This window comes from Streptomyces sp. NPDC005811 (genome assembly GCF_040630405.1).
Lineage (GTDB): Bacteria > Actinomycetota > Actinomycetes > Streptomycetales > Streptomycetaceae > Streptomyces.
Window position 1 is genome coordinate 1 of the sequence record NZ_JBEXXK010000074.1, and the last position, 26,161, is coordinate 26,161.

Consider the following 26,161-nt stretch of genomic DNA (forward strand, 5'->3'; position numbering starts at 1 on the left):
AGCTCACGCCGGGTCAGGCCGCACAGCTCCGCATCACCCGGCACCCGCTCGGCCTTCGGCCCGAACACCTTCCACAGATTGCGCACGGAGATGACCGGAGCGCCGTCGGCGTCTTCGGGCGCACCCCGCCGCTGGGGTACCTCGGTCTGTGTGGGGGTCACGATCGACCTCTTTTCGGCGTTCAGCCGCGGACCCAGTGCTGCGGCCGAGATGGATTCCACCTGTTGCGCATCGCGCATTGAATTGCTTGTGGTGGAACACCCTGGCCGCCCCGGGGACGGGCGTCAAGAGGTTGGCCGATGACGATTCGACACTGGGTCGATCAGGGTTTCCCTGTTGCGTATTACTGATCGCGGCGCGCAATGCGCAACTCACACCCGTCGGGGCTCTTCACGGAATGAACACGTACCACGCACACCCCGATCACATTCGGTATGCTCCACGCGCTCCAATCGCACCATTGAGGGGGGATTCCTCATGCCCACGCGCATGCGTCACGTTCTGGCGGCCGCGTCCCTGGCGGGCGCGCTCGCCGTGTCGACCGCCGGTCCGGCCCAGGCCACCGAGTACACGTCCGCACTGAAGCTCAAGGGCGTGCAGTACGACGCGCCCGGCGCCGACTCGAACCGCTGCTCCGGCGGCAACACCAAGGACGAGTACCTGACGATCAAGAACTACTCCCGGACCGCGACGGTCGATCTGCGGGGGTACGTCGTCAAGGACGCCACGGGCAACAAGTTCACCTTTCCCGCGAGCCACCGCCTCGAGCCGGGTGACTACGTGAAGCTGCGGGGCGGCCGGGGCACCGACTCCGACGCCGGCAACGTCGTCTACCGCCAGAACTGCAACTTCATCTGGAACAACGACAAGGACACCATCTACCTGGTGAAGCCCAGCGGCTCACGGGCCGACGTCCACTCCTACACCAAGCGCGCGAACGACGCGGACGGCAACGGCTACATCTCCTTCCACGGCTGACGCACGGGGGTCCCCGGAGCCGGGTCGGTGCGGCTCGGGGGACCCTTTCGCGGCGCGGGGGATCAGCCTCTGATCCGGTCGCGGACCCAGACGCCGTTGGGCGAGAGCGCGGCCGTGTCGAACTTGCCCGTGCTGCACGCGCCCTTCTTGAACACCGACAGGTCCTTGTGGTTGTCGGAGAGGCTCCAGTTCGTCCAGCTGATCTTCTTCTTGGCCATGAGGTCGACGAACTTCTGGGCCATCGGGTAGTCGGTGCCCCAGCCGTTCCAGGAGGCGACGGCCCACTCGGTGACGAAGATGGGAAGCTTGTCCGAGGCGCGGTCGAGCAGCTTCAGGAACTGCTCCCGCCCGGCCGTGGCGTAGAAGTGGTACGTGTACATGACGTTCTTGTCGCGTACGGGGTCGGCGATGATGGTCTTCTCGTTGGTCGCCTCGGCGGCGCCGAGCGTGGACCAGCCGCGCGTCGGGACGAGGATGACGCTGCCGGGGGTGCGGGAGCGGATCACCGGCATGATCTTGGCGGCGTAGTCCTTGATGACCGACCAGCTCACGCCGTGGGGCTCGTTGGCGATCTCGTAGATCACGTTGTTCTTGTTCTTGTGCTTCTCGGCGATCGCCTTGAAGAACGCACGGGCGTTGTCGAGGTCCTCGTGGGGATCGCCCGGGTGGATGGTGTGCCAGTCGACGATGACGTACATGCCGCGGGCGCTCGCCATGTCGACGAGTCTGCTCGCCAGCTCGGTGTATTTCTTCGGATCCGCGCGATAGGCGCCCTCGCGGGCGTACGTCGAGACCCGCAGGACGCTCGCCTTCCAGTCCTGGGCCACGGCGTCGAGCGCGGCACCGGTGAGGCACTGCGGATACCACTGGGTGCCGTGCGTGCTCATGCCGCGCAGCTGGACCGGCGAGCCGGACTCGCCGCACAACTGGGTGCCGCAGACATGGAGCTTGCCGTAGGTCTGCACCGGGGTCTTGGCCTTGGGTGCCGCTCCGGACCCGGCCGCGTGCGCCGGGTTCGCGGGGAGGAAACCGACCGCCGCCGCGAGGGCCAGCGAGGTCCAGGCGACGCGACGGGTCCGGGAATGCGTGGTGGGCATGGGTGCCTCCGGTTCCTGAAGAGTGGGGGACCAAAGGCAAATATGACGATAGGACAGCTGATAGGTGACGAACCGTCACCGCGATTCGTCCGCGCTCCCGTCAAGGTTCACCCGAGTGCAGAGAGCGTGTTCCACCGCACCCGCCGCGCCCGCAGGACCCCCGATCGCCGCGCCGCTCGCGGGGTGCCACTCCGGCGCATCCTTCCTTCGAGCGACCGGTGCAGCAATCAGCCCAGCGGAAGGCGCAGGTCACACCCTGCCTGGCTATCGGTTGGAGGTGACCGCCCCCCTTCGAGGAGCACGCCTTCGAGGAGCACGCCTTGAGCCTGGATTCCTTTGACCTGACCCTGGAGACCGACCGACGACAGTCCATCCCGCGGATAACCCCCCGGTCCGGGCAGCAAGCCGGCACCGTGCTGCCCCAGCCCCCGGACGACGAGGAGAAGTACTCCTATGCCCGACGTCGTCTCTGGGTGCTCACCGGCGCCTCGATCATCAGCATGGGCTGTCTCGTCTACAGCCAGTTCCGGCTGATCCAGTCCTCCCCCTGGCTGTTCGTCCTGCTGCCGTGCCTGGCCTTCAGCATCCTCTACTACCTGGCCTCGCTGCGGGTGAACGGCCTCACCCCCGACTTCGACCTGGCGGCCCACCGCGACCTGGTCCGGGACTGGCGCCCCGGGACCTATCCGACGGTCGCCGTCTTCCTCCCGGTGTGCGGAGAACCCGTCGACGTCCTGGAGAACACCTGGCGGCATGTGCGCCGGCTCGCCGACCGCTATCCGGGCCGGGCCACCGCCTATGTACTCGACGACTCCGCCTCGGCCGAGCTCGCCGCCATGGCGAAGGAGTTCGGCTTCGAGTACGGGAGCCGGCCCAACCGGGGCTGGTTCAAGAAGGCGGGCAATCTGCACTACGGGCTGGGCATCTCCGACGAGGAGTACGTCCTCATCCTCGACGCCGACTTCGCCCCGCGGGCGGATCTGCTGGAGGAACTCCTGCCGTACATGGACCACGACCCGAGGACCGGCATCGTCCAGTCACCGCAGTACTTCCGCGTGGCCCGGCGGCAGACCTGGATCGAGCGCGGCGCGGGCTCCGTGCAGGAGCTGTTCTACCGGGCCGTCCAGGTGTCCCGGCAGCGCCACGGCGGCGCCATCTGCGTGGGCAGCTGCGCGGTGTACCGGCGGACGGCCCTGGAGGCCAACGGCGGTACGACGCTGATCGAGCACTCGGAGGACGTGCACACGGGCTTCGACCTGGGGCGCCTGGGCTGGACGCTGCGCTATGTGCCGATCCCCCTCGCGACCGGCAACTGCCCCGACAACGTCAGCGCGTTCTACCACCAGCAGTACCGCTGGTGCTCGGGGTCCATGAGCCTGCTGGGCAGCCGGAAGTTCTGGAGCACCAAGCTCCGGCTCACCACCCGGCTCTGCTACTTCTCCGGCTTCCTCTACTACCTCCACACGGCGGTCTTCACGTTCGTGGCGCCCCTGCTGCCGATCGTGCTGCTGGTGGCCATGCCGGAGAAACTCCAGGTCGACTACATGCTGCTGGTGCTGCCCAGCATCGTCTACACCCTGCTGGTCTTCCCGTTGTGGCACCGCTGCCCCTACCGGATCGATGCCTGGGCCGTCCGGCTCCTGTACGGCTGGGCCCATCTGTTCGCCATCTGGGACATCGTCCGGGGCCGGCGCCAGTCCTGGCGGCCCACCGGCTCGGCGTCCGCGGGCCGCACCGCCAATCTGCGCTTCCACCTCGGCGTCCGGGTCTGGAACGGCGGTACGGCGGTGCTGTGGGTGGGCGCCGCCGCCTGGCGCATGATCACTCTGTACCCGCCGGACTTCGCCCTGGTCATGGCCTCCGGGCTGTTCTACGCCACGGTCGTCGGCCGGGTCCTCGTACCGCAACGATCCCCCCGGAAGGAACCCGTCACCACGGCCGCGCGCAGACGGCTGAGACCCGCGGCGGGCCACTGAGGCCCGCGCGACACCCGAACGAGGTCCTCGCAGCCCGGCCGACGCGGCTGCGGGGACCTCGTTCGCTCCGTAAGCAACAGGCAAGACTTGCGCGCGAACGCTTGTGGCCATTTGGGGCGACGGCTCATCATTGGCCGGATCCCGCCCGTACCACGAGCATCCAGGAGCCCCCGGTGGCCGCTGGCCAGATCCTCTCCGAGCCGGCCGGCGTGCCGGCGGCAGCCCAGGCCGAGCGGCGGAAACTGCGCAAGCACTTCGGCCGCTTCGACATCCTCTTCTTCCTCCTGTGCACCATCGTCGGCGTGGACACCATCGGCACGGTGGCCTCCTCCGGCGCCGAGGCCTTCACCTGGCTGATCGTGCTGGCCGTGGTGTTCTTCGTGCCGTCCGCGCTGCTGATCGCCGAGCTGGGCGCCGCGTTCCCCGACGAGGGCGGCCCCTACATCTGGACCAGCCGGGCCTTCGGGCGTCTGGCGGGCGCCGTCAACAACTTCCTCTACTGGATCACCAATCCGGTGTGGCTCGGCGGCACGCTGTCGGTGTCCGCGGTCACCGCCTTCACCGCCTTCTTCCACGACGGCAAGGACCTGAGCACCCCGGCCTTCTACGTCTTCACCCTCGCGTTCGTCTGGGTGGGCGTGCTCGCCGCGATCCTCTCCTTCGACGTCGGCAAGTGGATCCCCACCATCGGCGCCTGGAGCCGGTTCGTCCTGCTCGGCCTGTTCACCGTCACCGTCGTGCTCTACGGCGTCCGGCACGGCCTGCACGGCTTCGGACTCGGCGACTTCTCCCCGACGTACGCCGGATTCGTCGGCCTGGTCCCCGTCCTGATGTTCAACTACGTCGGCTTCGAGCTGCCGAACACCGCCGGCGAGGAGATGACGGACGCCCAGCGGGACGTGCCCTTCGCCATCTTCCGCAGCGCCCTCCTCGCGGTCCTGCTCTACGCGCTGCCGATCCTCGGCATCCTGCTCGTCCTGCCGGTCAAGGCCGTCACCGGCCTCGGCGGGTTCATCGACGCGATCCGCCAGGTCTTCACCGTCTACGGCGGCTCCGTCGCCGGCGACGGCACCGCCACGCTCAGCGGCGCGGGCAGCCTGCTCGGGGATCTCGCCGCGATCCTGTTCATCCTGACCGTGCTGTCCTCCGGCGTCACCTGGGTCATGGGCTCCGACCGCGCCCTCGCCGTCTCCGGCTACGACGGCGCGGCTCCCCGCTTCCTCGGCGTCATCTCCAGCCGGTTCGGCACCCCGGTACGGGTCAACATCCTCAGCGGACTGGTCTCCACCGTCGTCCTGGTCCTCGCCCACCAGCTCACCGGCGGCAGCGCCGCCAAGCTCTTCGGTGCCGTCCTCGGCCTCGCCGTCTCCACCACCCTGGTCAGCTACCTGGGCATCTTCCCGGCCCTGGCGGTCCTGCGCCGCAAGGCCCCCGACACCCCCCGCCCCTACCGAGCGCCCCTCCCCCGCACGATCAGCGCCGTGCTGACCCTGCTCGTGCTGTTCGCGAGCGTGCAGCTCATCGCCCCCGGCCTCGGCGACCACTGGTTCGGCCCGGCCTACGCCCCGGACGGCTGGACACACGCCGAACGCTGGCAGTACCTGCTGACCGAGGCCGTCCCGCTGGCCGGCTTCATGCTCCTCGGCGTCCTCTTCTGGGCCCTGGGCGCACCGACCCGCGCCGCGGCGGCCACCACCAGGACCTGACCCACCCGGCGCGGCAAGTCCCCGCCGTGCGGGACCGGTTGGCCGGTACACTGGTGGCTTGTCCTCCTCCCCCGGCACCCCGCATCCGCTCCTCCCGTACGGCTGGAGCGACGCCGTCGCGGCCGGCTTCGCCGCGGCGGGGGCGCACGGGCTGAGCCCCGGGCGGGTGGTGCGGGTCGATCGCGGGTCGTGCGAGGTGGTGACCGTCGACCGGAGCGGGCGGGCGGTATCGGTGCGGGCGGGTACCGGGGCGCCGGCGTCCGCCGATCCCACAGGGCATCCCTGCACCGGTGACTGGGTGACGGTCGACGGGGAGCAGCGCGTCGTACGGGCGGTGCTGCCGCGGCGTACGGCGTTCGTGCGGGCCGTCTCCTCGCAGCGGTCCGACGGACAGGTGCTGGCCGCCAACATCGACCAGGTGCTGATCGCGGTGTCGCTGGCGGACGAGCTGGACCTCGGGCGCGTCGAGCGGTTCCTGTCGCTGGCGTGGGAGAGCGGCGGGCAGCCGGTGGTGGTGCTGACCAAGGCCGATCTGGTGCCCGACGCGACGACCCTGTCGTATCTCGTGGAGGACACCGAGCGGGTCGCCCCCGGGGCGCGGGTGCTGCCGGTCAGCGCGGCCACCGGGCAGGGGATGGACCTGCTCGCGGACCTGGTCCGCGGCGGCGCGGCCGCGCTGCTCGGCATGTCCGGTGCCGGGAAGTCCACGCTGGCCAACGCGCTCACCGGGACGGACGCGCAGCGGGTGGACGCCACCCGGGACGCCGACGGCAAGGGGCGGCACACGACCACGACCCGTGATCTGCTGCCGCTGCCGGGCGGCGGGGTCCTCATCGACACCCCGGGGCTGCGCGGGGTGGGGCTGTGGGACGCGGACGGCGGTCTCGCGCAGGCCTTCACCGATGTCGAGGCCCTCGCCCGGGACTGCCGCTTCCACGACTGCTCGCACCGGACGGAACCCGGCTGCGCCGTGCTCGCCGCCGCCGACGACGGGACGCTGCCGCTGCGGCGGCTGGAGAACTACCACAAGCTGGTCCGGGAGAACGAGCGGATCGCCGCCCGCAGCGACGCGCGCCTGAGCGCGGAGCTGCTGCGGGACTGGAAGCGGAAGAAGGCGCTGGGCCGCCACATGATGGAGCGCAAGCGGGGGCCCCGGCAGGACGGTTGAGGCGGGCGCGGCCCGGCTTCGTCAGGCGTCGTCGAGGTGCCGGGCGTCGTCGAAGCGGCCCAGGGTCCACCGGGTGCCGTCGTGGACGAACTCGTTGATCGAGGTCACCGCCGGGGTGGCGTCGGTGAACAGGGTCTTCGGCACCCGGTCCAGCAGCGCGGACATCACCGCGACGATGAGACCGGCGTGGCAGACCACGACGGCGGTGCCGCCCCGGTGCCGGGACAGCAGCGCGTCGGCGGCGCGGCCGGCCCGGACCCGGAACTGGTTCCAGGTCTCCCCGCCGGGCGCGAAGGGCCGGTCGGGATCGGCCGTCATGTCGAACGAGCCGTGCCGGCGCAGGTGTTCCTCGACGGACAGTCCGTCGGCGTCCCCGAAGTCGAGTTCCCGCAGCTCCCGTTCGACGTCCGGCGTCCCGACGCGCAGGCCCCCGGCGAGGATGTCGGCGGTCTCCCGGGCCCTGCGGACGGGGCTGGTCAGGAGGGCGTGCGGCCGCAGCCGTTCCGCCGCCAGCCGGGCCGTCAGGCGGGCGGCCTGGTCCCGGCCCCGCTCGGTGAGTCCGCGGCAGTTCCGGGAGCCCGCGAGCAGCTTCTTCACGCTGGCGTGCGACTGCGCGTGGCGCACCAGCAGGACATGGGTGGAGGAGCCGTGGGAGCTGTGTTCCATGCGTGTCGTGGTCCTTCAATCGGCCTGCCCGAGCAGGTCAGTCGAGATCCCAGCCGCCGTCGACGGTCAGGCTCTGGCCCGTGATGAATCCGGCTTCCGGGGAAACCAGGAACGCCACGGCCGCCGCCACGTCCTCGGGGCGCCCATGCCGTTTGATGCATTGGCGGGCGAATTCCCGTTCGCGCCAGGCCGGGTAATCCGGATGAGTCCGTTGCTCCGCACTGAGTTCGATCGGCCCCGGTCTCACGGAATTCACTGTAATCCCATACGGGCCGAGTTCACGGGACAGGGCGCGCACGAATGCCTCGAGACCGCCTTTCGCGGCGATGTAGGGGGCGAGTTCCACGCGTCCGATCCGGGTGAGGACGGTGGATACGGCAACGATCCGGCCAGAGCCGCGCGCCACCAAATGCGGGGTGGCGGCCCGTGCGCAGGCGATATGCGCGAGGAGATTGATGTCGACGGCCGATCTGACCTCGTCCCAGGTGGTTTTCTGCCATGGCGCATATGTGTATGCGCCGGCATTGCAGACAAGGACGTCGAGTCTTTCCCGGTACCGCGCCATGACCTCTCCGAGCCGTTCCACTGTCTCCTCACGCGTGAGGTCCCCGGGCACGGTGGCGACCACGTCCGCACCCGCCGCCGTCACCCGCTCGACCGTCCTGACCAGGCCGGAGTCCTCGATCAGATGGGTCAGCACCAGGTCATGGGTGGCGGCCAGGCGTACGGCGACGGCGGCGCCGAGGCCCGAACCCGCCCCCGTGACCACGGCGACGCCCCGAGAAGACATCACATTCCCCCTCCGCAACGCGGCCTGATCACCCGTCCGATCCTGCCACCCAAGACTGGCCGATCACCCCCCGTGATCCGGCCATTCCGGCAACGGCCGCTGTCGGCCTCCAAAGCTCTGCGGCATTCTGTGGTTTCGGATCAGGCCGACGAAGCTGGAGGTTTTCAGTGGGTGCCATGGACGCCGAACGTCGGACGAATACTGATTACCTGAAAAGCATCAAGGAGGTCATCGCCGGGGGCGTCAGCAGCAGCATGCGCGCCACCGCGGTACCCGTCCCGCTCGTCGTACGGCGCGCCCACGGCTGTTCGATCCGGGATGTCGAGGACAGCGAGCTCGTGGACTTCAACATGGGCTACGGTCCCCATCTCTTCGGCTACGCGGACCCCGATGTCGCGGAGGCCGTGGCCGATCAGTTCACGCAAGGCCATATGACCGGTCTGCCGCATGCGCTGGACGCCGAGGCCGGCGGTCTCGTCGCCGAACTGGTGCCCGGTGTGGAGCAGGTCAGGTTCGCCAATTCCGGCACCGAGGCGGTCGCCTCCGTCCTGCGCCTCGCCCGTACCGTCACGGGCCGCTCCCTGGTCGTCACCTTCGAGGGGCACTACCACGGCTGGAGCGAGACCGTGCTGCGCGCCGGCAAGACCACGCTCCAGGTCGCCGGCACCCGGCCGACGGACGTCGTCCCCGGCGCGCCCGGGATGATCCCCGAGGCGCTCGCGCACACCGCGCAGCTGCCGTGGAACGACGCCGACGCCGTACGGGAGTTCTTCGCCCGGGACGGCGACCGCACGGCCGCCGTCATCCTGGAGCCGGTGCTGGCCAACGCCGGGGTGATCCCCCCGGCCCCGGGCTTCCTGGACCTGCTGCGCGACCTGACCGCGCGCAGCGGGGCGCTGCTCGTCTTCGACGAGGTGATCACCGGCTTCCGGGTCGCCCGCGGCGGCGCGCAGGAGAGGTACGGCGTCGAGCCCGACCTGACCGTGCTGTCCAAGGTGATGGGCGGCGGCTTCCCCGTCGCCGCGTTCGGCGGCCGCAAGGAGGCGATGCGGCTGCTCGCCACGAACGAGGCGCACCACGCCGGTGTCTACGCCGGGAACCACGCCGCCCTGCGCGCGGTCGTCGCCATGCTCACCAAGATCCGTTCCCGGCCGGGGCTGTACGACGAGCTGGAGGCGATCGGCGCCGACGCGGAGGCGGCGCTGCGCGAGGTGTTCGCCGCCGAGAAGCGGCCCGTGCACATCGGCCGGGTCGGCACCCTGATGTGCGTGGCGCTGCTGCGCAGGCCGCCCGAGCGGCACGGCACCCTGCGCGACCTCGCCGACGCCGTCGACTTCTCCCGGCACCGCCGCCTGCAGACCCTGGCCCAGCGCGAGGGCGTCTACTTCCACCCCAACGCGCTGGAACCGTGGTTCCTGAGCACCGCGCACACCGGCGAGGTGCTCGACAAGGCGGCGGGGGCGCTGCACCGCGCGCTGACCGAGCTCGGATGACGGCCGCACGCACGGAACTTCTGTCCCTGCTGCGCGAGCGGGCGGCCCGGCTCGGGGACACACCGCTGATCAGCGACGAGACCGGCAGCACCGGTGCGGGCGAGCTGGTCGAGCGGGTCGACGCGAAGGCGCGGGCGCTGCGGGCGGCGGGCGCGGGTCCCGGGGTCCTGGTGGGGACCCTGGGCGGGCCCGCGGCCGAGTTCGTCGGCGAGGTGTTCGCGATCCTGGCCACCGGCGCGGTCGCCGTGCCGCTCTCGCGCCGGCTGACCCCGTGGGAGCTGGGGCGGCTGCGCGAGCGCCTGCCGCTCGACCTCCTGTGGACCCCCCGGGACTCGGCATCGACGCTCCCCTTCCCGGCCGGGGACTGCGGGGCGCGCCGACTGACGGGCCACCGCGATCCGTCGCGCCGGTCGCCGGAGCCGGGGGAACTCCCGCGCCGGCCCGCGTTCGAGGCGGCGGCGACGGCCCAGCTCACCTCGGGCACCACCGGGCATCCGCGGGTCGCGCTGCGGTCCGCCGCCGCGCTGCTCGCCGAGGTGGAGAACTACCGTGCGGCCCTCGGACTGGGCCCGGACAGCAGGCTGTTGTGTCCGGTGCCGCTCCAGCACGCGTACGGCTTCGGGCTGTGCGCCCTCGCCGCGCCCCTGGCGGGCGCCCACGTCCGCTGTACCTCCCCGGACCGGCCACGCATGCTGCTGCGCGAGATCGCCGACGACGGGGTGACGCTGTTCGTCGGGGTGCCCCCGTTGCTGCGGCTGCTCGCCCGCTCCGCCCGCTCGCGGCCCCGGGAGGGGCGCGCGGTGGGGTACCTGTCCGCCGGGATGGCACTGGACGCGCACACCGCCGAACTGGTCGCGACCCGGCTCTCGGGGCACGTCGGCCAGGTCTACGGGACCACCGAGACCGGGCCGATCTGTGTGACCCGTCCGGCCCCGTGGCGCCCGGACGTCACCGGCCCCGGCGCGCCCCTGCCCGGGGTGCAGGTCCGGCTCTCCCCCGTCCCGGACCCCGGGGCGGCCGCCGGATCGGGACTGGTCACCGTCGTGTCGCGGTCGGCGATGTTCGGATACGCCGAGCGGGACACCGTCGACACGGCACCGCTGCGAGGCGGGTTCACCACGGGTGATCTGGCCCGCTGGGAGGAAGGGCGGCTCGTCCTCACCGGGCGGCTGTCCACCTGCATCAACGTCGCGGGCGTCAAGATCGGCCCGGAGGAGATCGAGGCCGTCCTCCTCGCCTTCCCGGAGGTGGCCTCCTGTCTCGTCTCCGGCGCCGACGACCCGGTCCTCGGGCAGCGGATCGTGGCGACGGTGACACCCGGGACGGTCGACCTGGAGAAGCTGGAGCGCTTCTGCCGGGAGCGGCTGTCGCCCTCCTGGGTCCCGCACACCTTCGCCTCCGTGGCGCACCTGCCCACCACCGAGACCGGGAAGGTCATCCGACCGAGGACCGGACCGCCGGGACAGCCCGGACGTCCGGACAGTAAGGACACGTGAGCGTGCGAACAGAGAACCTCTTCCTGGCAGGCACCGGCGCGTACATCCCGCCCCGGGCGAGCGTGGCCGAGGCGGTGCGGCGCGGGGCGTACGACAGGGAGCGGATGGACTCCTGCGGGTGGCGCAACATCGCCGTGTCCGACGGGGTCTCCGCGCCGGACATGGCGGTGGCGGCCGTACGGCAGGCGGTGCGCCGCTCGGGCCTCGGCCCGGAGGACATCGACCTCCTCGTCCACTCCTGCGCCTACCACCAGGGGCCCGACGGCTGGTCGGCGCCGCACTACATCCTGCGGTCCACCCTCGGCTCCACCGTGCCGGCGCTGACGGTGGAGCAGGGCTGCAACGCGTTCCTCGCCGCCCTGGAGATGGCCGCGCAGTACCTGCTCTGCGCGTCCTCGCGCACCGGGGCCGTGGTGAGCGCGGCGGACAACTTCGGCGCCCCGTCGGTCGACCGGTGGTACGCGCACCGGGACGCGGTGCTGGCCGACGCGGCGACGGCGGTGGTGCTGTCGAAGCAGTCCGGCTTCGCCGCGCTGCGCTCGGTGGAGTCGGTCTCCCTCCCGCACTTCGAGATCCTCAACCGCGGCCATGAGCCGATCTTCCCGCCGGCCGTCACCACCGGGCGGCCGCTCGACATGAACGAGCATCTGGAGGCGATGGTCGAGGAGTTGGGGCCGAAGGCCTCGGAGATCGTGCAGGAGTACGGGGCGAGCGGGACGAAGCTGGTCGAGCAGGTGACGGCCGAGGCGGGGATCGGCGTGGCGGACGTGTCACGGGTGCTCCATCTCGGCGCCGCCACGGCGGACTTCCTGGACAGTCATCTGCGGCCGATGGGGCTGGACGCCGCGCTGGGCGCCGTCGACTTCTTCCGTGACGTGGGGCACGCGGGCGCCACCGACGTGGGACTCCAGCTCAACCACCATGTGGAGGCCGGTGATCTGAGCGCGGGCGACCATCTGCTCCTGCTGAGCGCCGGACCCGGGCTGATGATCACCGCCGCGGTCGTCACCGTGCTGGAGACGCCGGGTTCCGAGGGGTGGGCCGCGTGACGCGGGCGGCGCGGGGCCACGTCCCCCCGGCGGCCGGGTCCGAGGAGCCCGTCGCGGTCGTCGGGCTGAGCTGCCGGTACCCGGGCGGCGCCGACTCCCCCGCCGCGTTCTGGGACCTCCTCGTCGAGGGCCGGGACGGCATCGGTGACGGAGCGGAGCGCTGGGCGCCGTACGCGCAGGCCGGGCCCGAGCAGGAGGCCGTCGTACGGGCCACCACGAGCCGGGGCGGTTTCCTCGACGACATCGCCGGTTTCGACGCGGAGTTCTTCGGGATCGCGCCGCGCGAGGCCGAGCTGATGGACCCGCAGCAGCGGCTGCTGCTCGAACTGGCCTGGGAGGCCCTGGAGGACGCGGGGATCCCGCCGCTGGGCCTCGGCGGCGGCGACTGCGGGGTCTTCGTCGGCGTCGGCTCGGACGACTACGGGCGGCGGCTGCTGGAGGACCTCCCCGGCATCGAGGCGTGGACCGGGATCGGCGCGGCGCTGTGCGCCACCGCGAACCGTGTCTCCCACAGCCTCGATCTGCGGGGCCCGAGCCTCGCCGTGGACACCGCCTGTTCGGCCTCGCTGGTCGGTGTCCATCTGGCCCGCCGCAGCCTGCTGTCCGGGGACTGCGACCTGGCGCTGGCGGCCGGGGTGAACCTCATGGTCGCGCCCGGGCTGTCGGTGACCCTGGACCGGGCGGGCGCCACCTCGCCGGACGGCCGCAGCAAACCCTTCGACGCCTCGGCGGACGGCTACGGCCGGGGTGAGGGCGCGGGCGTCCTCGTCCTGAAGCGGCTGGCGGACGCCGAGCGGGCGGGCGACCGGGTGCTGGCGGTGATCCGGGGCAGCGGGGTGAGCCAGGACGGGCGTACCGCCGGCATCATGGCGCCCAGCGGCGAGGCCCAGGCGGACCTGCTGCGCAGGACGTACGACCGGTGCGGGATCGCGCCCGCCGGGGTGGACTACGTGGAGGCGCACGGGACCGGCACCGTGGCCGGCGACCCGCTGGAGGCGGGGGCGCTCGCGGCGGTCCTCGGCGCGGGCCGGCCGGCGGACCGCCCCTGTCTGATCGGGTCGGTGAAGGGCAACATCGGGCATCTGGAGGCCGGTTCCGGGATCGCCGGGATGATCAAGACGATCCTCGCCCTCGTGCACGAGGAGATCCCGCCCAGTGGGCGGTTCTCCGTGCCCAGCCCGCGGATCCCGTGGGAGGAGTCGCGGCTGCGGGTGGCACGGGAGCGCACCCCGTGGCCACGCGGGGAGCGGCCACGGCGGGCGGGTGTCTCCAGCTTCGGCTACGGCGGCACGATCGCCCACGTGGTCCTGGAGGAGGCGCCGGCCCGGCCTGTGCCGTCCCCCGACGGGCACGACGGGCACGACGTGCAGGACGCGCCGCCCCGGCTGTTCCCGCTCTCCGGCCGGTCCGGGGCGGCCCTGCGGGAGGACGCGGCGCGGCTCGCCGACTGGCTGGGCGGGCCCGGCGCGGACGTGCCGCTCGGCTCTCTCGCGCGGGACCTCGGGGCGCGGCGCAGCCATCTGGAGCGCCGGGTCGCCGTCGTCGCCGCCGGTCCCGGGGAACTGGCGGACGGGCTGCGCCGGTTCGCGGCGGGCGAGTCGGCTCCCGGGGTCGTCGAGGGTCCCTCGGCGGGCGGGGGCGACGGAGTGGTGTGGGTGTTCTCCGGCACCGGCGCCCAGTGGCCCGGCATGGGCCGTGAACTGCTCGCCACGGAGCCCGTGTTCGCCGAGGCGATCGACCGCGTCGGGCCGGTGTTCGCCGAGGAGATCGGCGCCACGGCCCGGGAGCTGATCGAGAACGGGGACGTCGGCCGCGTCGACGTCGCGCAGACGATGATCTACGCGGTCCAGCTCGGCCTGGTCGCCGTCTGGCGGTCGCTCGGGTTCACGCCGTCGGCGGTCCTCGGCCACTCGATGGGGGAGATCGCGGCCGCCGTGACGGCCGGGATCCTGTCGCCGCAGGACGGTGCGCGGCTGGTGTGCCGGCGCAGTGTGCTGCTGCGGCGGGTGGCCGGTGCGGGCGGCATGCTGATGATCGGCCTGCCCGCCGGGGAGGCCGAGGCCCGGCTGGGCGGCGCCGAGGGGGTGGTCCCGGCGGTGTTCGCCTCGCCCACGTCGACCGTGGTGGCGGGCGGGAGGGCGGAGATCGACGCGCTCGCCGCGGAACTGGCGGCGGATGCGGCGCTGCTGGCGCGCCGGGTGGACAGCGACGTGGCCTTCCACAGCCCGCAGATGGACCCCCTGGCGAAGGAACTCGCGGAGGCCGCCGCCGACCTCGCCGTCCACGCGCCGCGCGTCCCCGTCTACGGCACCGCGTCGGCGGATCCCCGGGACCCGGCTCCCCGGGACGGCGCCTACTGGGCGGCCAATCTGCGCAACCCTGTGCGGTTCGCCGGGGCGGTGGCCGCGGCGGCCGAGGACGGGTTCCGGACCTTCCTGGAGGTGTCGGCCCATCCCGTGGTCCGGCACTCCGTGCAGGAGACCCTGGAGGCGGCCGGTGCCGACCGGCACTGTGTCGCCGGTTCGCTGCGCCGGGACGCCGGCGGGCGGGCCCAGCTGCTGGCGAACGCGGGGCTGCTGTACTGCGCGGGAGCGGCCGTGGACTGGCCCGCGGGCCCCTACGCACCGCCGCTGTCCCTGCCTCCCCGCAGCTGGCGACGGCACCGGCACTGGCGCGAACTGACGGTCCGCCGGCCCGACCGCGGCCGGCACGACAGCGCGGGCCGCACCCTGCTGGGGCCGCTCAGCACCCTGGCCGGAAGCACCCCGCTGGACCTGTGGCGCACCCGCGTCGACCTGGCGTCACGGCCGTATCCGGGCAGCCACACGATCCACGGCGTCGAGCTCGTCCCGGCGGCCGTCGTCCTCCAGACCTTCCTCGCCGCGGCGGGCCGCCCGGCTCTGTCGGAGGTGTCGTTCGAGCTGCCGCTGACGCTGGCCGCGGCACGGGACGTCGACGTGGTCGCCCAGGACGGTGTCGTACGACTGCTGTCCAGGGCCGCGGACACGGACGGGGACGGGGACGGTCGGCCGTGGCTGACCCACGCCCTGGCCCGCGCGTCCGACGAGCCGACGCCACCGGCCCTGCCCGCGGCCAGCGCCGGGCCCGGGACGCCGCTCGCCGCGGACCGGATCACCGCCGGGCTGGCCTCGGTGGGGGTGCCGTCGATGGCCTTCCCCTGGCGGGTGGACCGGCTGGAGCGGCTCGCCGGAGGGCTGCGCGCGGACGTCGTCGCGGCCGACGGACCGGACTCGGCGGCGCGGACCTGGGCCCCGCTGTTCGACGCCGCGCTGTCCATGGCGGCCGTCGCCTTCCCGGGCCCCGCCGCCCTGCGGGTGGTGGCCGGGGTGGAACGGGTGTGGACCACGGGCGAGCCTCCGGTCCGCGCGCGGATCGAGGCACTCGTGGCCGGGGGTGACGGACCGGTCACCGGCGCCGGGGGCACGGTGGACGTGCGGATCTCGGCGGAGGACGGACGGACCGCGGCCGTGCTGGCCGGGGTGCGGTACGCGGGCGCGGAGACGGAGTCCCGTCCCGGCGCGCCCGGACAGCTGCTGTTCCGGACGGACTGGCGGCCCCTCCCGCACGCCGGCCCCGCACTCCCCCGGACCCTGGTGGCGATCGGCGCGGACGGCGCGCTGGCCGCCGAACTGCGCACCACGGCCGACCAGTTGGGCGTCGCGTGGCTGCCGGCGGAGGATCCCGACGCGCTCGACGGGCTGCGCGGACGGGTGTCCGGGCCGGTGGACGTCCTGGTGCTGCCCTGCACGGAGCCGCTGCCGGCCGGGGATCTCGCCGTGCGGGAGGCGTGGCGGCTCGCGTGGGCGGCGCAGCGGCTCGGTGTGTGGCCGCCCGGTACGGCCCGGCTGTGGTCGCTGACCACGGGTGTGCGGGAGGCGGACCGGCTGGAGGCGGTGGCCCAGGCGTCCCGGTGGGGGCTCGGCCGGGTGGTCGGGGGCGAGCACCCCGGTCTGTGGGGCGGCACCCTCGATCTCGGTCCGCGGCCCACGCGGGAGGATCTGGTCACCGCGGTGCGGGTGATCGCCCGGAACCCGGGCGAGGACGTCGTCGCGGTCCGCGAGGGCGAGGCCTTCGTGAACCGGCTGGTCCCGGCCGGTCCGGGCGCCGGGCACGCGCCGCCCCGGTGCCGACCGGACGGCACCTATCTCGTCTCCGGGGGTCTGGGCGTCCTCGGGGGCGAGATCGCCCGCTGGCTGGTGGAGCGGGGCGCGCGCCGTCTCGTGCTGGCCGGACGGGGTGGTCTGCCGCCCCGGTCGCGGTGGGACACCGTGACGGATCCGGTCCGGGCCCGCGGTGTCGGGACCGTACGGGCGCTGGAGGCCCTCGGGGTGACCGTGCGGGTGGTGGCCCTGGATCTGGCCGACCCGGAGGCCGCGGCGGCCGCGCTGTCGCCGGACGCGCTGGGCCTGCCCCCGATCCGCGGGGTGGTGCACGCGGCGGGGGTCCTGCACGACCAGCTCGTCGACCGGCTGGACCCGGCGGCGCTGGCGGCGGTGCTGCGGCCCAAGGCCGGTGGCGCCCTGACCCTGCGCCGGCTGTTCCCGCCGGAGTCGCTGGACTTCCTGGTCCACTTCTCCTCGTGCGGCCAGTTCCTGGGCCTCACCGGTCAGGCGGCGTACGCCTCCGCCAACGCCTTCCTCGACGCGCTGGCCGTCCATGACCACGGCCGGGGGGCGGCCGGCAGTCTGAGTCTGGCGTGGACGTCCTGGCGGGGCCTGGGCATGGCGGACAACGCGGCGGTGGACGCCGAGCTGCGGGCCCACGGGATCGGGGACATCACGGCGGCCGAGGCCTTCGGCGCCTGGGACCTGGCCGGCCGGTCCGGGGCCGCCGCGCTGGCCGTGCTGCGGCCGGTGCCGCTGCCGCCCGGGGCGCGGCGCGGGGGCCCGCTGAGCGGGCTCGCCGACGACCCTGCCCCGGAGCCGGCCGGGCCCGCCGGGACGCCGGGGGCGGCGGGGGCGGCGGACCTGACCGAGGAGGCGCTGCGGGAGCTGCTGCACGAGCAGACGGTCTCCGTCATCGTCAGCGAGATGAAGCTGGACCCGGCGGAGCTGGACCCGGACCGCTCGCTACTGAAAACGGGGCTGGACTCGGTGATGGCGATCGTCATCCGGCGGCGCCTGGAACGGCTGCTGGAGCGCAGGCTGCCGGCCAATCTGGTCTGGCACCAGCAGACGGTCACGGCCATCGTGGACTACCTCGTGACCAGTGCGCGCGCCTGACGCCGCGGTGACGCTGGCCTGCCGGATCACCGGTGATCCGGCGGGGCGGCCGACCGTGCTGCTGCACGCGCTGGGCGACACCGGGCGCGGCTGGGACCGGGTGGTGTCCGCGCTGCGGCCCCTGGGGCGCCGGGTGTTCGTGCCGGACCAGCGCGGGCACGGTCTGAGCCCGAGGGTCCGTGCGGACGCGTACACCTTCGAGCTGATGTACCGGGACGTGACGGCGCTGCTGGACCGTCACCGGCTGGACGGCGTCGACCTGGTGGGGCATTCGATGGGCGGCCATGTCGCCTGGCTGGTCGCGCAGCGGCAGCCCTGGCGGGTGGGCCGGCTGGTGATCGAGGACACGCCTCCGCCGCCGCGCGACACGGCGGCGGAGGCGGAGCTGCGGGCCCGGTCCCGGGCGCACGGCGACCGGGCGCCCGTCGTCTCGCTCTACCGGGAGCTGCGCGCACTGCTGCGCACGGGTGGGCTGGACGGGGCCGCGGTGCGCCCGGTCATCGACGGCCTGCGGCGGGCGGATCCCGGCTGGTGGCGGCGGCTGTCCGAGGTCACCGCCGACACCCTGGTGATCAGCGGGGGCCTGTCCAGCCCGGTGCCCCGCTCCCTGCTGGCGGAGGTGGCCGCGGCGGTGCCCCGGGGGCGGCTGCTGGCGCTCGACGCGGGCCACCACGTGCATCGCGCGCGGCCGGAGCGCTACTGCGCCGAGGTCGCCCGGTTCCTCGGCTGACGGGCGTGCGCGTAGGCCGATGCGACGAGGAGCTGGAGCGCCAGGGCGTCCCGGGCGCCCACCTTGGCGTGCGGGCCGCCGGGCGCGCCCGTCACCCGGTCGAAGTACGCCGAGACGGCGGCGAGTTCGGGCCGGGCGCCGCCCTGCTCGACCGTGCCGTCCGGCCGGCGTAGTTCGCCCCGGCGCAGATCGAGGACGTGGTCGCCGTCGGGGGTGGTGACGGTGACCGACGTCTCCAGCCGGCGCGCGGCCCGGTCGATGTCCACCCGCGCGGGCAGGCCCCGGAAGGACAGGTCCAGCCGGACCCGCTCCTCGACGTCCGGCGTGTCCGTCTCGCAGGCCTCGACCTCGGCCGGGCCGAACACCGTCGTGAGCAGGTCGAGAGCGTGGGGCCCCAGGTCCAGGAGGGCACCGCCGCCGGCCCGGCGGGCGTCGCCGTACCAGGGGGTGCGGGCCCGCCAGACCCGGTTGCCGGGGGTGGCGAAGGTGAACGTGACGCGCCGCGCCACCGGCCGGACCGCCTCGGCGAACGCCCCGAGGAGCGGATGGAACCGGAAGGGCATGTTCACCCCCAGCAGTTCCTCGGCGGCGGGGTGGGCGGCGATCCGGCGCGCGTCGGCGACCGTCGCGGCGAGGGGTTTCTCGCACAGCACGGCGATGCCGGCGTCCAGCGCCGCCAGCACCGGGGCGGCATGGGCGTCGTTGGGGGTGCAGACGCTGATCAGGTCCGGCCGGGTCTCCTCGATCAGCCGGTCGACACGGGTGCCGGTCCATACGCCCGGCCGGTCCGCCGTCAGCTCCTCGGCCCGTCGTACGTCCGTGTCCACCACGCCCACCAGGTGCATCGCGTCGCGTGCGTCGGCGCAGGGCAGGTGGTAGCGCTCGAACACCCTGCCGCAGCCCACCGCCGCGAACCGGATCGGCTCGCCCGTCATCGCCTCAGCCCCTCACCTGGGCCAGGGCGTGCTCGCCGCACGCCCGCGCCGTCTCGACGACGAAGTCCGGGAAGGCCAGACCGAGATGCTCGCGGTCGTACGCGACGACCATGGCACGCAGTTCGGTCTCCAGCCGCTCGGCGAGCCCGGGCGGGTTCTCGTCGGCGAGCAGCAGCCCCGCGTTGAGGAAGGCCACGAGCAGCCCGGCGAGCCCCTGGTCCCAGTGGCGCAGCCGGCCCAGCAGGGGGCGCAGGGAGGCGGCGCCGGTGCCGCGCCGGGCGCGGACGGCGTCGGCGACGCTCTGGGCGAGGAAGGGGACCTCGTTCTCCTTGCGGTCGTTGATCTCGGAGGAGACCCTGCTCCAGGCCGTCCAGAGGTGCTCCACGCGCTCGTCCTCGACGCGGTAGTCGCGGCGGGCGTGCCGCAGGACCTCCCGGGCGGCGCCCTCCACGCCGGGGATGTCGGGCTCCTCGTACCGGGTGGCCTTGTCGTAGATCTCGGTGCCGCGCAGGGCGATGGCCCGGTTGATCAGGAAGAACGGGTTCTCGCTCTCGTGCACCCGGGCGGCCACGATGAACGCGAGGTTCTCCCAGAGCTCGTCCAGGGTCGTACCCGGTTCGATCATGATCCAGCCGGGTTCCAGCTCGATGTGTTCCTCCTTGAACAGGCGGGCGGCGTCGAAGTTGTACTCGACCGTGGTGCCCTTGCGGAAGCGCTTCATCATGCCGGGCGAGCCGGTCTCCATGCCGAGCAGCGCCAGGTCCATGCCGGCCCGGCGCAGGGTGCGCAGCGCCTCCCGGTCGATGAGGCCGGTGTCGACGCGGAACTCGCAGTGGAAGTTGATCTTCAGGTCGCGGCGCAGGACCTCCTCGGCGAAGCCGACGGCGTGGCTGTAGCCGTCCTGGAAGGCGCCGCCGAAGTTGTCGTCGTTGAACCACAGGAACCGGGTGCCGAACTCCCGTTGCAGATACTCGATCTCGTCGACCGCGTCCTCCACCGGCCGCACCCGCCAGGGGCCGTCGACCACTCCGGGCTGCCGGGGGGCGTAGCAGAAGGTGCACTTGGCGTGGCAGCCGCGACTGGTGTACGTCGAGGCGCGGGGCGTGGGGATGCCGTTCTTGCGGTGGTGCACGAGCAGGTCGCGGGCGGGCCAGGGTTCGTTCGCGAGGTCGGGGAGTTTCGGCGAGCCGCTGCTGCGGACCCGGCCGTCCTGCCAGAACCACAGCCCCGGCACCCCCCGCCAGTCCCGCCCCGCCGCCAGACACTCCATCAACCCCTCGACCGTCAACTCCCCCTCACCGAACGCCACACAGTCCGCCTCCGGAATACGCTCCGCGATCAACTTCGCGTTGTACGTGCAGAACGCCCCACCGATCGCCACGAACACCGAGGGATCCGCCTCCCGCACACACCGCAACAACCGCACCGCGTCCACGATGTGCAGGTCGTACATGATGCTGATCCCGACGAACCGCGGCCGCTCCCGCCGGATCAACTCCGTGATCGCCTCATCACTCGGATTGCGCCCGTGCAGATTCAACGCCCGCACCGCATACCCGCACGACCGCAGATGACCCGCGATGCACGCCACACCCAGGTTCTCCCGCACCCGCTTGTAGAACAGGCGCATCGCGGGGTCGAGGGACAGGTACTCCTCGTCGTTGATCATGACGTTCTGGTTGTTCAGACTCGCGGCGCCGGTGGGGATCTCCCGGGGGGTCAGCAGGACCACATCCGCCATGGCCGGTCTCCTCTCTCCTGTCGATGTGCCCATCCCGAGAACCGGGCGTGTCACCCGGCCATGGCCTGCTCCCCGCACAGCCTCCTGGTCTCCGCCACGAACACCGGATAGGGATCGCCGAGGACCCTCCGGTCGTAGGCGTCGACCAGGGCGCGCAGTTCGGTCTCCAGCCGCTCGGCGAGCCGGGGCGGGTTCTCGTCGGCGAGCAGCAGCCCGAGGTTGAGGAAGGCGACCAGCAGCTCCGCGAGGCCGTCGGCCCAGCCGCGCAGCCGGCTCAGCAGCGGCCGCAGGCCCGGTTCGCCGCGCGTCCTGCGGGCCCGGGTGGCGTCCACGATGAGCTGGGCGACGAAGGGCAGTTCCTCCTTGCGGTCGGCGACCTCCGCGCTGACCCTGCTCCAGGCCTCCCACACGTCCTCGACCCGCCGGTCCGGGATCCGGTACTCCCGGCGGGCCTCCAGCAGCACGGCCCGGGCCGGCCCCTCGACGTCCGGGAGCTCGGGCGGCATGGGGTCGGCGATCTTGTCGTACATCTCGGTGCCGCGCAGGGCGATGGCGCGGCTGATGAAGGAGAACGGGTTCTCGCTGACGGCGATGTCCGCGGCCACGATGAACTTCAGGTTCTCCCAGAGCTCGTCGAGGGTCGTGCCCGGCTCGACCATGATCCAGCCGGGCTCCAGCTCGATGCCCTCCTGCTTGAACAGCCGGGCGGCGTCGAAGTTGTACTCGACCATGGTCCCCTTGCGGAATCGTTTGGCCATGCTCGGCGCCCCGGTCTCCATGCCGAGCAGCGCGGAGGCCATACCGGCCCGGCGCAGGGTGCGCAGCGCCTCCCGGTCGACGAGACCGGTGTCGACCCGGAACTCGCAGTGGAAGGAGATCCTCAGGTCGCGCCGGAGGATCTCCTCGGCGAAGCCGACGGCGTGGTGGTAGCCGTCCTGGAAGGCGCCGCCGAAGTTGTCGTCGTTGAACCACAGGAACCGGGTGCCGAACTCCCGTTGCAGATACTCGATCTCGTCGACGACGTCGGCCGGTGAGCGGACCCGCCAGGCGTTGCCCGCCGTGACCCCGGGCGCCCTCGGGACATAGCAGAAGGTGCACTTGGCGTGGCAGCCGCGGCTGGTGTACGTCGACGCCACCGGGGTGGGGATGCCGTTCCGCCGGTGGTGGACCAGGAGGTCGCGGGCGGGCCACGCCTCCTTCGCGAGGTCGGGGAGTTTCGGCGAGCCGCTGCTGCGGACCCGGCCGTCCTGCCAGAACCACAGCCCCGGCACCCCCCGCCAGTCCCGCCCCGCCGCCAGACACTCCATCAACCCCTCGACCGTCAACTCCCCCTCACCGAACGCCACACAGTCCGCCTCCGGAATACGCTCCGCGATCAACTTCGCGTTGTACGTGCAGAACGCCCCACCGATCGCCACGAACACCGAGGGATCCGCCTCCCGCACACACCGCAACAACCGCACCGCGTCCACGATGTGCAGGTCGTACATGATGCTGATCCCGACGAACCGCGGCCGCTCCCGCCGGATCAACTCCGTGATCGCCTCATCACTCGGATTACGCCCGTGCAGATTCAACGCCCGCACCGCATACCCGCACGACCGCAGATGACCCGCGATGCACGCCACACCCAGGTTCTCCCGCACCTTCTCGTAGAAGAGGCGCATCGCGGGGTCGAGGCGGAGGTACTCGTCATCGTTGATCAGCACGTTCTGGTTGTTGACACTGGAGAATCCGGTGAGGATCTCGCGGGGTGTCATCAGCACCGCGTCAGCCATCCGTACTCCACTCCCCGCGCCCGGTCGTGTCGTCTGTCAGGAGCAGGGCGGCGTTGTTGCCGCCGAACCCGAAGTTGTTCACCAGCACGGAGCGCGTCCCGTCACCGGGCTCCGCATCGCGCAGCACCCGGACATGCCGTGCGTCGAGGGGCTTGCGCAGTCCGGGTGTGCCCGGCAGGACCTGCTCGCGCAGCGCCCGGACCGCCGCGACGACGCCGGGGAACACCGAGGCGTGCAGCAGATGACCGGCGGCGCCCTTGTACGAGCTGACCGGGACGCCCCGCCAGTCGTGCTCGGCGCCGACCTGGTCCAGGGCCAGCAGCTCGGCCTCGTCGCCCTGGCGGGTGCCGGGGGCGTGGCCGTGGACGAGGTCGACGGTGGTGCGCCCGGCCATGGCGAGGGCCTCGCGCACACAGGCGGCGCCGATGTGCGCGTCGAGCCGGCTCACGCCCTGGCCCGCGACCCGGCAGGAGATCCCTGCGACAGTCGCCCGCGGGGTGTGTCCCCGGGCCGCTGCACGCCCGGCGGTCTCCAGCACGATCGCCCCGGCGCCCTCCCCGACGGTGACTCCGGAGCGGTCCTCGTCGAAGGGGCGCGCGACGGTCGTGCTCGTGGCACGCAGGGTGTCGAGGCAGGCGTAGTCGTAGGTGTTGAGGGACGACACCCCGGTGACGACGGCCAGGTCGGCCAGCCCGCACAGCAGCCACTCGCGGGCCAGGGCCAGCCCGAAGGCGCCCGACGCGCAGGCGTGCGCCATCAGCACCGCGTCGCGTGCGGGGACGCCGAGGCCGTCGCCGTCCCAGTCGGGCTCCAGGGCGATCTCCTCGATCCGGGGCGCCCCGGCGACCTGCGGGAGGTGCGGGACCACACCGGCGAGGACCAGCAGGGTGCGGGGCGGCGGCTCGGCGACACCGGCCTCCCGCAGGGCCTCGGCGCGGGCGCGGTCCAGCAGCGCCCGCCGTACGGGCTGCCCGGGCGGCGGCTCGACCGGGGTCTGGCAGACGGTCCGGCCGCGGAAGCGGGACGCGTCGAAACGGGTCGGGTCGGAGAGGGCCCGGTGGCCGGCCAGCAGATTCCGCCAGAACGCCTCGCCGCCCTCGCCGAAGGCGGTGACCAGGCCGGTGCCGGAGACGACCACCGAGGTGTCCTTCGTCCGGACCGGTCCGGGGGCGGCGGCCACGGGGACCGCCGTGACCCGGTAGCCGTCGCCGTGCGGATCGCGCAGGAGTTCACAGACGACCATCGCCCGGTGCAGGCCCGCCGCGACCGTGCCCCAGGCCCAGCGCCAGGCCTGGAAGGCCGCCGCGCGGGGGCTGATCAGGACATGGCCCCGTCCGTCCCAGTCGCCGGCCGCGGCCAGTTCCTGGAGGAGCTGAGCCGGTTCCGGGGTCATGGCCTCGGTCGGCCGCAGTCTGCGGCCGCCGGCCTCCGCCTCCACGCACCGGGTGACGTACCGGGAGGTGGCCGCGACACAGTAGTCGGTGGCCGCCAGGACCACGGGCGCGGTGTCGCGCACGGCGGCGGGGAGGCGGTCCAGCGCGGCGGTCAGCACCTCGACGAAGGCGGGGGTGAGGGAGGCGCGGGCGGGGAGGACGACGAGGTCCGGGCGCAGCTCGTCCGGCGGGAGCGGCGCGGTGCCCCCCACGATCACGGCACTCACCGTCGGCCCGTTCATGACGCCACCGTCCCGTTCGAGGACGAACCGGCCGACGGGAGACCGACAGGAGGAAGGCCGGAAGGAGGAAGACCGGCCCGCGGAAGACCAACCGGAGGAACACCGGCCGGAGGAAGACCAGCACGCGGAAGACCAGCCGGAGAAAGACCGGTCGGAGGAACACCGGCCGGAGGAAGACCAACACGCGAGAGACCGGTCGGAGACGGACCGGCCGGAGACGGACCGGTCGGAGGAAGACCAGCGCGCGGGAAGCCAGCCGGAGGAAGACCAGCACGCGGAAGACCAACCGGAGGAACACCGGCCGGAGGAAGACCAACACGCGAGAGACCAGCCGGAGACGGGCCGGTCGGAGGAAGACCAGCGCGTGGGAAGCCAGCCGGAGGAAGACCGGTCGGAGGAGCACCGGTTGGAGGAAGTCCAGCGCGTGGGAGGCCGGTCGGAGGGAGAGCGTTCGGCCGGGGACCCGTCGGTGGGGCGAGGCGCGCGGCGAGTTCGTCGAGGGGGAGGCGGCCGGTCAGGTAGGTGCCCACGTCGGCCAGCCGGGGGTCGCCGTGCCGGTCGGCGACGCGTCGCCAGAAGCGGGGCAGCAGGTCGCCGGTGTCCCGGCGGGCGGTCGGGAGGTGGTACGAGACCGGGTCGAGGAGGTCGAAGGCGGCGCCCGAGGCCGCGAGCCGCAGCCCCAGTTCGAGGTCTTCCCCGCCCCACAGGTCGCCGTAGTGCTCGTCGAAGCCGCCGACCCGGTCGAAGAGCGCGCGCCGGACGCTGGTGGCGGTGCCGATGCAGCCGAGCCAGCGCAGCGCGGCGTGACCGGGCGGACGGATCACCTTGCGGGCGGTGCGCTCGATGAAGGAGCGGCGCGGCCCGAGGAGGGGGACGGCCGCGTCGAGGCCGGCGAGGGTCGCGGGCTCGATGCGCCGCCCCCGCGCACCGACGAGGGCCGGCCGCAGCGGGTGCGGGTCGGGGGTCAGGGCGAAGGCGGAGAGATCGGTGACGGCGCTGTGCAGCACGGCCGCCTCCGTGTCCGCGTGGGCCGCGAGGTGTGCCTCCAGCAGCCCGGGGCCGGCCACGGTGTCGTCGTCGAGGAACAGCAGGAGCGCGCCGCGCGCCGACCGTGCCCCGGTGTTGCGGGCGTGGGCGACGCCGCGCCCGCCCGTGGCGGCGGTACGGACCGGCAGCCCCGGCGGGAGCGCCGACAGCACCTCGGCGACGGCGCCGGGGCGCGGGGCGTCGTCGACCAGGACGACCTCGAACCGCTCCCGGCCCAGGGTCTGGCGTCCCAGGGCCGTGAGCGTGAGCAGCAGGCGCGTGGTCCGGTCACGGGTCGGCACGACGACACTGACCGCTATGTCACCGCTCACGTCAGGGAGGGGCTCTCGCCGGTCCTCTGGTCCAGGATGTACGTGGCGAGGCCCTCGATGGAGAAGAGGGTCTCCTCCGTCAGGTCCTCGTCCTCGAACACGACATCGAACTTCTCCTCGAGGATCAGCAGGTACTCGAGGGCGTCCAGGGAGCTGAACCCGTACTGGTCGACGAGGCTGGCGTCGCCCTCCCCCGGCGGCTGCCGGTGCTCGCCCTTGGTCATGCCCGCCGCTATCTCGTGGAGGTCCCGAATGAGCCCGGCGCGGTCCATCGTCAATGTC

18 protein-coding genes and 1 pseudogene are annotated in these 26,161 nt (G+C 73.1%); 9 read left to right on the forward strand and 10 right to left on the reverse strand.

The annotated features are described in order from the left end of the window. Positions 1 to 161, reverse strand: a pseudogene (locus tag ABZ490_RS46540) (glycine/betaine ABC transporter ATP-binding protein); the annotation flags it as partial. Between the two features lie 328 nt (positions 162 to 489). On the opposite strand from ABZ490_RS46540, the gene ABZ490_RS46545 reads away from it, so the two are divergent. Continuing rightward, a complete protein-coding gene (locus ABZ490_RS46545; RefSeq protein ID WP_359005049.1) occupies positions 490 to 978 on the forward strand; it encodes a lamin tail domain-containing protein in 489 nt (162 codons plus the stop codon). Between the two features lie 62 nt (positions 979 to 1,040). Here the strand turns inward: ABZ490_RS46545 and ABZ490_RS46550 are convergent, their stop codons facing one another. Then, the gene (locus ABZ490_RS46550) at positions 1,041 to 2,075 is read right to left on the reverse strand and encodes a glycoside hydrolase family 5 protein (protein ID WP_359005052.1); all 1,035 of its coding nucleotides are present in this window, start codon (positions 2,073 to 2,075) and stop codon (positions 1,041 to 1,043) included. 500 nt (positions 2,076 to 2,575) lie between these two features. Here ABZ490_RS46550 and ABZ490_RS46555 point away from each other — a divergent pair, with 500 nt between their 5' ends. From ABZ490_RS46555 to rsgA, 3 genes are all read left to right on the forward strand, one after another. Then, positions 2,576 to 4,051 (forward strand): glycosyltransferase family 2 protein, encoded by a 1,476-nt coding sequence (locus ABZ490_RS46555; RefSeq protein WP_359005163.1) that lies wholly within the window; start codon positions 2,576 to 2,578, stop codon positions 4,049 to 4,051. Positions 4,052 to 4,224: 173 nt separating this feature from the next. Then, positions 4,225 to 5,757 carry an APC family permease gene (locus tag ABZ490_RS46560; protein ID WP_359005055.1) on the forward strand — a complete coding sequence of 511 codons (1,533 nt, stop codon included), beginning with the start codon at positions 4,225 to 4,227 and terminating at the stop codon, positions 5,755 to 5,757. 58 nt (positions 5,758 to 5,815) lie between these two features. Further along, positions 5,816 to 6,925: a ribosome small subunit-dependent GTPase A gene (gene rsgA / locus ABZ490_RS46565; RefSeq protein ID WP_359005058.1), complete on the forward strand. Its 1,110-nt coding sequence runs from the start codon at positions 5,816 to 5,818 to the stop codon at positions 6,923 to 6,925. 21 nt (positions 6,926 to 6,946) lie between these two features. Here the strand turns inward: rsgA and ABZ490_RS46570 are convergent, their stop codons facing one another. After that, positions 6,947 to 7,591 carry a histidine phosphatase family protein gene (locus ABZ490_RS46570; protein ID WP_359005061.1) on the reverse strand — a complete coding sequence of 215 codons (645 nt, stop codon included), beginning with the start codon at positions 7,589 to 7,591 and terminating at the stop codon, positions 6,947 to 6,949. A 37-nt stretch (positions 7,592 to 7,628) separates the two neighbouring features. After that, the gene (locus tag ABZ490_RS46575; protein WP_359005064.1) at positions 7,629 to 8,381 is read right to left on the reverse strand and encodes an SDR family oxidoreductase; all 753 of its coding nucleotides are present in this window, start codon (positions 8,379 to 8,381) and stop codon (positions 7,629 to 7,631) included. A 176-nt stretch (positions 8,382 to 8,557) separates the two neighbouring features. Between ABZ490_RS46575 and ABZ490_RS46580 the strand changes: the two genes are divergently transcribed. The 5 genes from ABZ490_RS46580 to ABZ490_RS46600 are packed head-to-tail and all read left to right on the forward strand — an operon-like array spanning position 8,558 to position 18,392. Next, on the forward strand, positions 8,558 to 9,874 hold the full coding sequence (locus ABZ490_RS46580) for an aminotransferase class III-fold pyridoxal phosphate-dependent enzyme (RefSeq protein WP_359005067.1): 1,317 nt from the start codon (positions 8,558 to 8,560) through the stop codon (positions 9,872 to 9,874). After that, positions 9,871 to 11,370 (forward strand): class I adenylate-forming enzyme family protein, encoded by a 1,500-nt coding sequence (locus ABZ490_RS46585; protein WP_359005070.1) that lies wholly within the window; start codon positions 9,871 to 9,873, stop codon positions 11,368 to 11,370. Before ABZ490_RS46580 ends, ABZ490_RS46585 begins: the two co-directional genes overlap by 4 nt. Beyond that, on the forward strand, positions 11,367 to 12,419 hold the full coding sequence (locus tag ABZ490_RS46590) for a ketoacyl-ACP synthase III family protein (RefSeq protein ID WP_359005073.1): 1,053 nt from the start codon (positions 11,367 to 11,369) through the stop codon (positions 12,417 to 12,419). Before ABZ490_RS46585 ends, ABZ490_RS46590 begins: the two co-directional genes overlap by 4 nt. Then, entirely contained in the window at positions 12,416 to 17,662 is a 5,247-nt protein-coding gene (locus ABZ490_RS46595) for a beta-ketoacyl synthase N-terminal-like domain-containing protein (protein ID WP_359005075.1), read from the forward strand. Before ABZ490_RS46590 ends, ABZ490_RS46595 begins: the two co-directional genes overlap by 4 nt. Then, positions 17,649 to 18,392: an alpha/beta hydrolase gene (locus tag ABZ490_RS46600; RefSeq protein WP_359005078.1), complete on the forward strand. Its 744-nt coding sequence runs from the start codon at positions 17,649 to 17,651 to the stop codon at positions 18,390 to 18,392. The genes ABZ490_RS46595 and ABZ490_RS46600 overlap by 14 nt, the downstream gene beginning before the upstream one ends. Here the strand turns inward: ABZ490_RS46600 and ABZ490_RS46605 are convergent. From ABZ490_RS46605 to ABZ490_RS46630, 6 genes are read right to left on the reverse strand one after another with little or no spacing between them, the layout of a single operon-like run. Next, a complete protein-coding gene (locus ABZ490_RS46605) occupies positions 18,359 to 19,327 on the reverse strand; it encodes a Gfo/Idh/MocA family oxidoreductase (protein WP_359005081.1) in 969 nt (322 codons plus the stop codon). The two genes, ABZ490_RS46600 and ABZ490_RS46605, sit on opposite strands and share 34 nt — an antisense overlap. A gap of 4 nt (positions 19,328 to 19,331) precedes the next feature. Further along, on the reverse strand, positions 19,332 to 21,068 hold the full coding sequence (locus ABZ490_RS46610) for a radical SAM protein (protein ID WP_359005084.1): 1,737 nt from the start codon (positions 21,066 to 21,068) through the stop codon (positions 19,332 to 19,334). A 50-nt stretch (positions 21,069 to 21,118) separates the two neighbouring features. Then, positions 21,119 to 22,846, reverse strand: a complete 1,728-nt coding sequence (locus tag ABZ490_RS46615) for a radical SAM protein (protein WP_359005087.1) — start codon at positions 22,844 to 22,846, stop codon at positions 21,119 to 21,121. Further along, positions 22,839 to 24,521, reverse strand: coding sequence for a beta-ketoacyl synthase N-terminal-like domain-containing protein (locus ABZ490_RS46620; RefSeq protein ID WP_359005090.1), 1,683 nt, complete (start codon positions 24,519 to 24,521; stop codon positions 22,839 to 22,841). The genes ABZ490_RS46615 and ABZ490_RS46620 overlap by 8 nt, the downstream gene beginning before the upstream one ends. Continuing rightward, positions 24,518 to 25,879 (reverse strand): glycosyltransferase, encoded by a 1,362-nt coding sequence (locus ABZ490_RS46625; RefSeq protein ID WP_359005093.1) that lies wholly within the window; start codon positions 25,877 to 25,879, stop codon positions 24,518 to 24,520. Before ABZ490_RS46625 ends, ABZ490_RS46620 begins: the two co-directional genes overlap by 4 nt. Next, positions 25,876 to 26,151, reverse strand: a complete 276-nt coding sequence (locus ABZ490_RS46630) for an acyl carrier protein (RefSeq protein ID WP_359005096.1) — start codon at positions 26,149 to 26,151, stop codon at positions 25,876 to 25,878. The genes ABZ490_RS46625 and ABZ490_RS46630 overlap by 4 nt, the downstream gene beginning before the upstream one ends. Positions 26,152 to 26,161: the final 10 nt, after the last annotated feature.

What these genes read in the sequence shown, in the direction of transcription:
- ABZ490_RS46620 (WP_359005090.1), bottom strand. Translation starts at nt 24,521, where the DNA reads ATGAACGGGCCGACGGTGAGTGCCGTGATCGTGGGGGGCACCGCGCCG.
- ABZ490_RS46610 (WP_359005084.1), bottom strand. Translation starts at nt 21,068, where the DNA reads ATGGCGGATGTGGTCCTGCTGACCCCCCGGGAGATCCCCACCGGCGCC.
- ABZ490_RS46630 (WP_359005096.1), bottom strand. Translation starts at nt 26,151, where the DNA reads ATGGACCGCGCCGGGCTCATTCGGGACCTCCACGAGATAGCGGCGGGC.
- ABZ490_RS46550 (WP_359005052.1), bottom strand. Translation starts at nt 2,075, where the DNA reads ATGCCCACCACGCATTCCCGGACCCGTCGCGTCGCCTGGACCTCGCTG.
- ABZ490_RS46580 (WP_359005067.1), top strand. Translation starts at nt 8,558, where the DNA reads ATGGACGCCGAACGTCGGACGAATACTGATTACCTGAAAAGCATCAAG.
- ABZ490_RS46555 (WP_359005163.1), top strand. Translation starts at nt 2,576, where the DNA reads ATGGGCTGTCTCGTCTACAGCCAGTTCCGGCTGATCCAGTCCTCCCCC.
- ABZ490_RS46585 (WP_359005070.1), top strand. Translation starts at nt 9,871, where the DNA reads ATGACGGCCGCACGCACGGAACTTCTGTCCCTGCTGCGCGAGCGGGCG.
- ABZ490_RS46545 (WP_359005049.1), top strand. Translation starts at nt 490, where the DNA reads ATGCGTCACGTTCTGGCGGCCGCGTCCCTGGCGGGCGCGCTCGCCGTG.
- ABZ490_RS46570 (WP_359005061.1), bottom strand. Translation starts at nt 7,591, where the DNA reads ATGGAACACAGCTCCCACGGCTCCTCCACCCATGTCCTGCTGGTGCGC.
- ABZ490_RS46615 (WP_359005087.1), bottom strand. Translation starts at nt 22,846, where the DNA reads ATGGCTGACGCGGTGCTGATGACACCCCGCGAGATCCTCACCGGATTC.
- ABZ490_RS46575 (WP_359005064.1), bottom strand. Translation starts at nt 8,381, where the DNA reads ATGTCTTCTCGGGGCGTCGCCGTGGTCACGGGGGCGGGTTCGGGCCTC.
- ABZ490_RS46605 (WP_359005081.1), bottom strand. Translation starts at nt 19,327, where the DNA reads ATGACGGGCGAGCCGATCCGGTTCGCGGCGGTGGGCTGCGGCAGGGTG.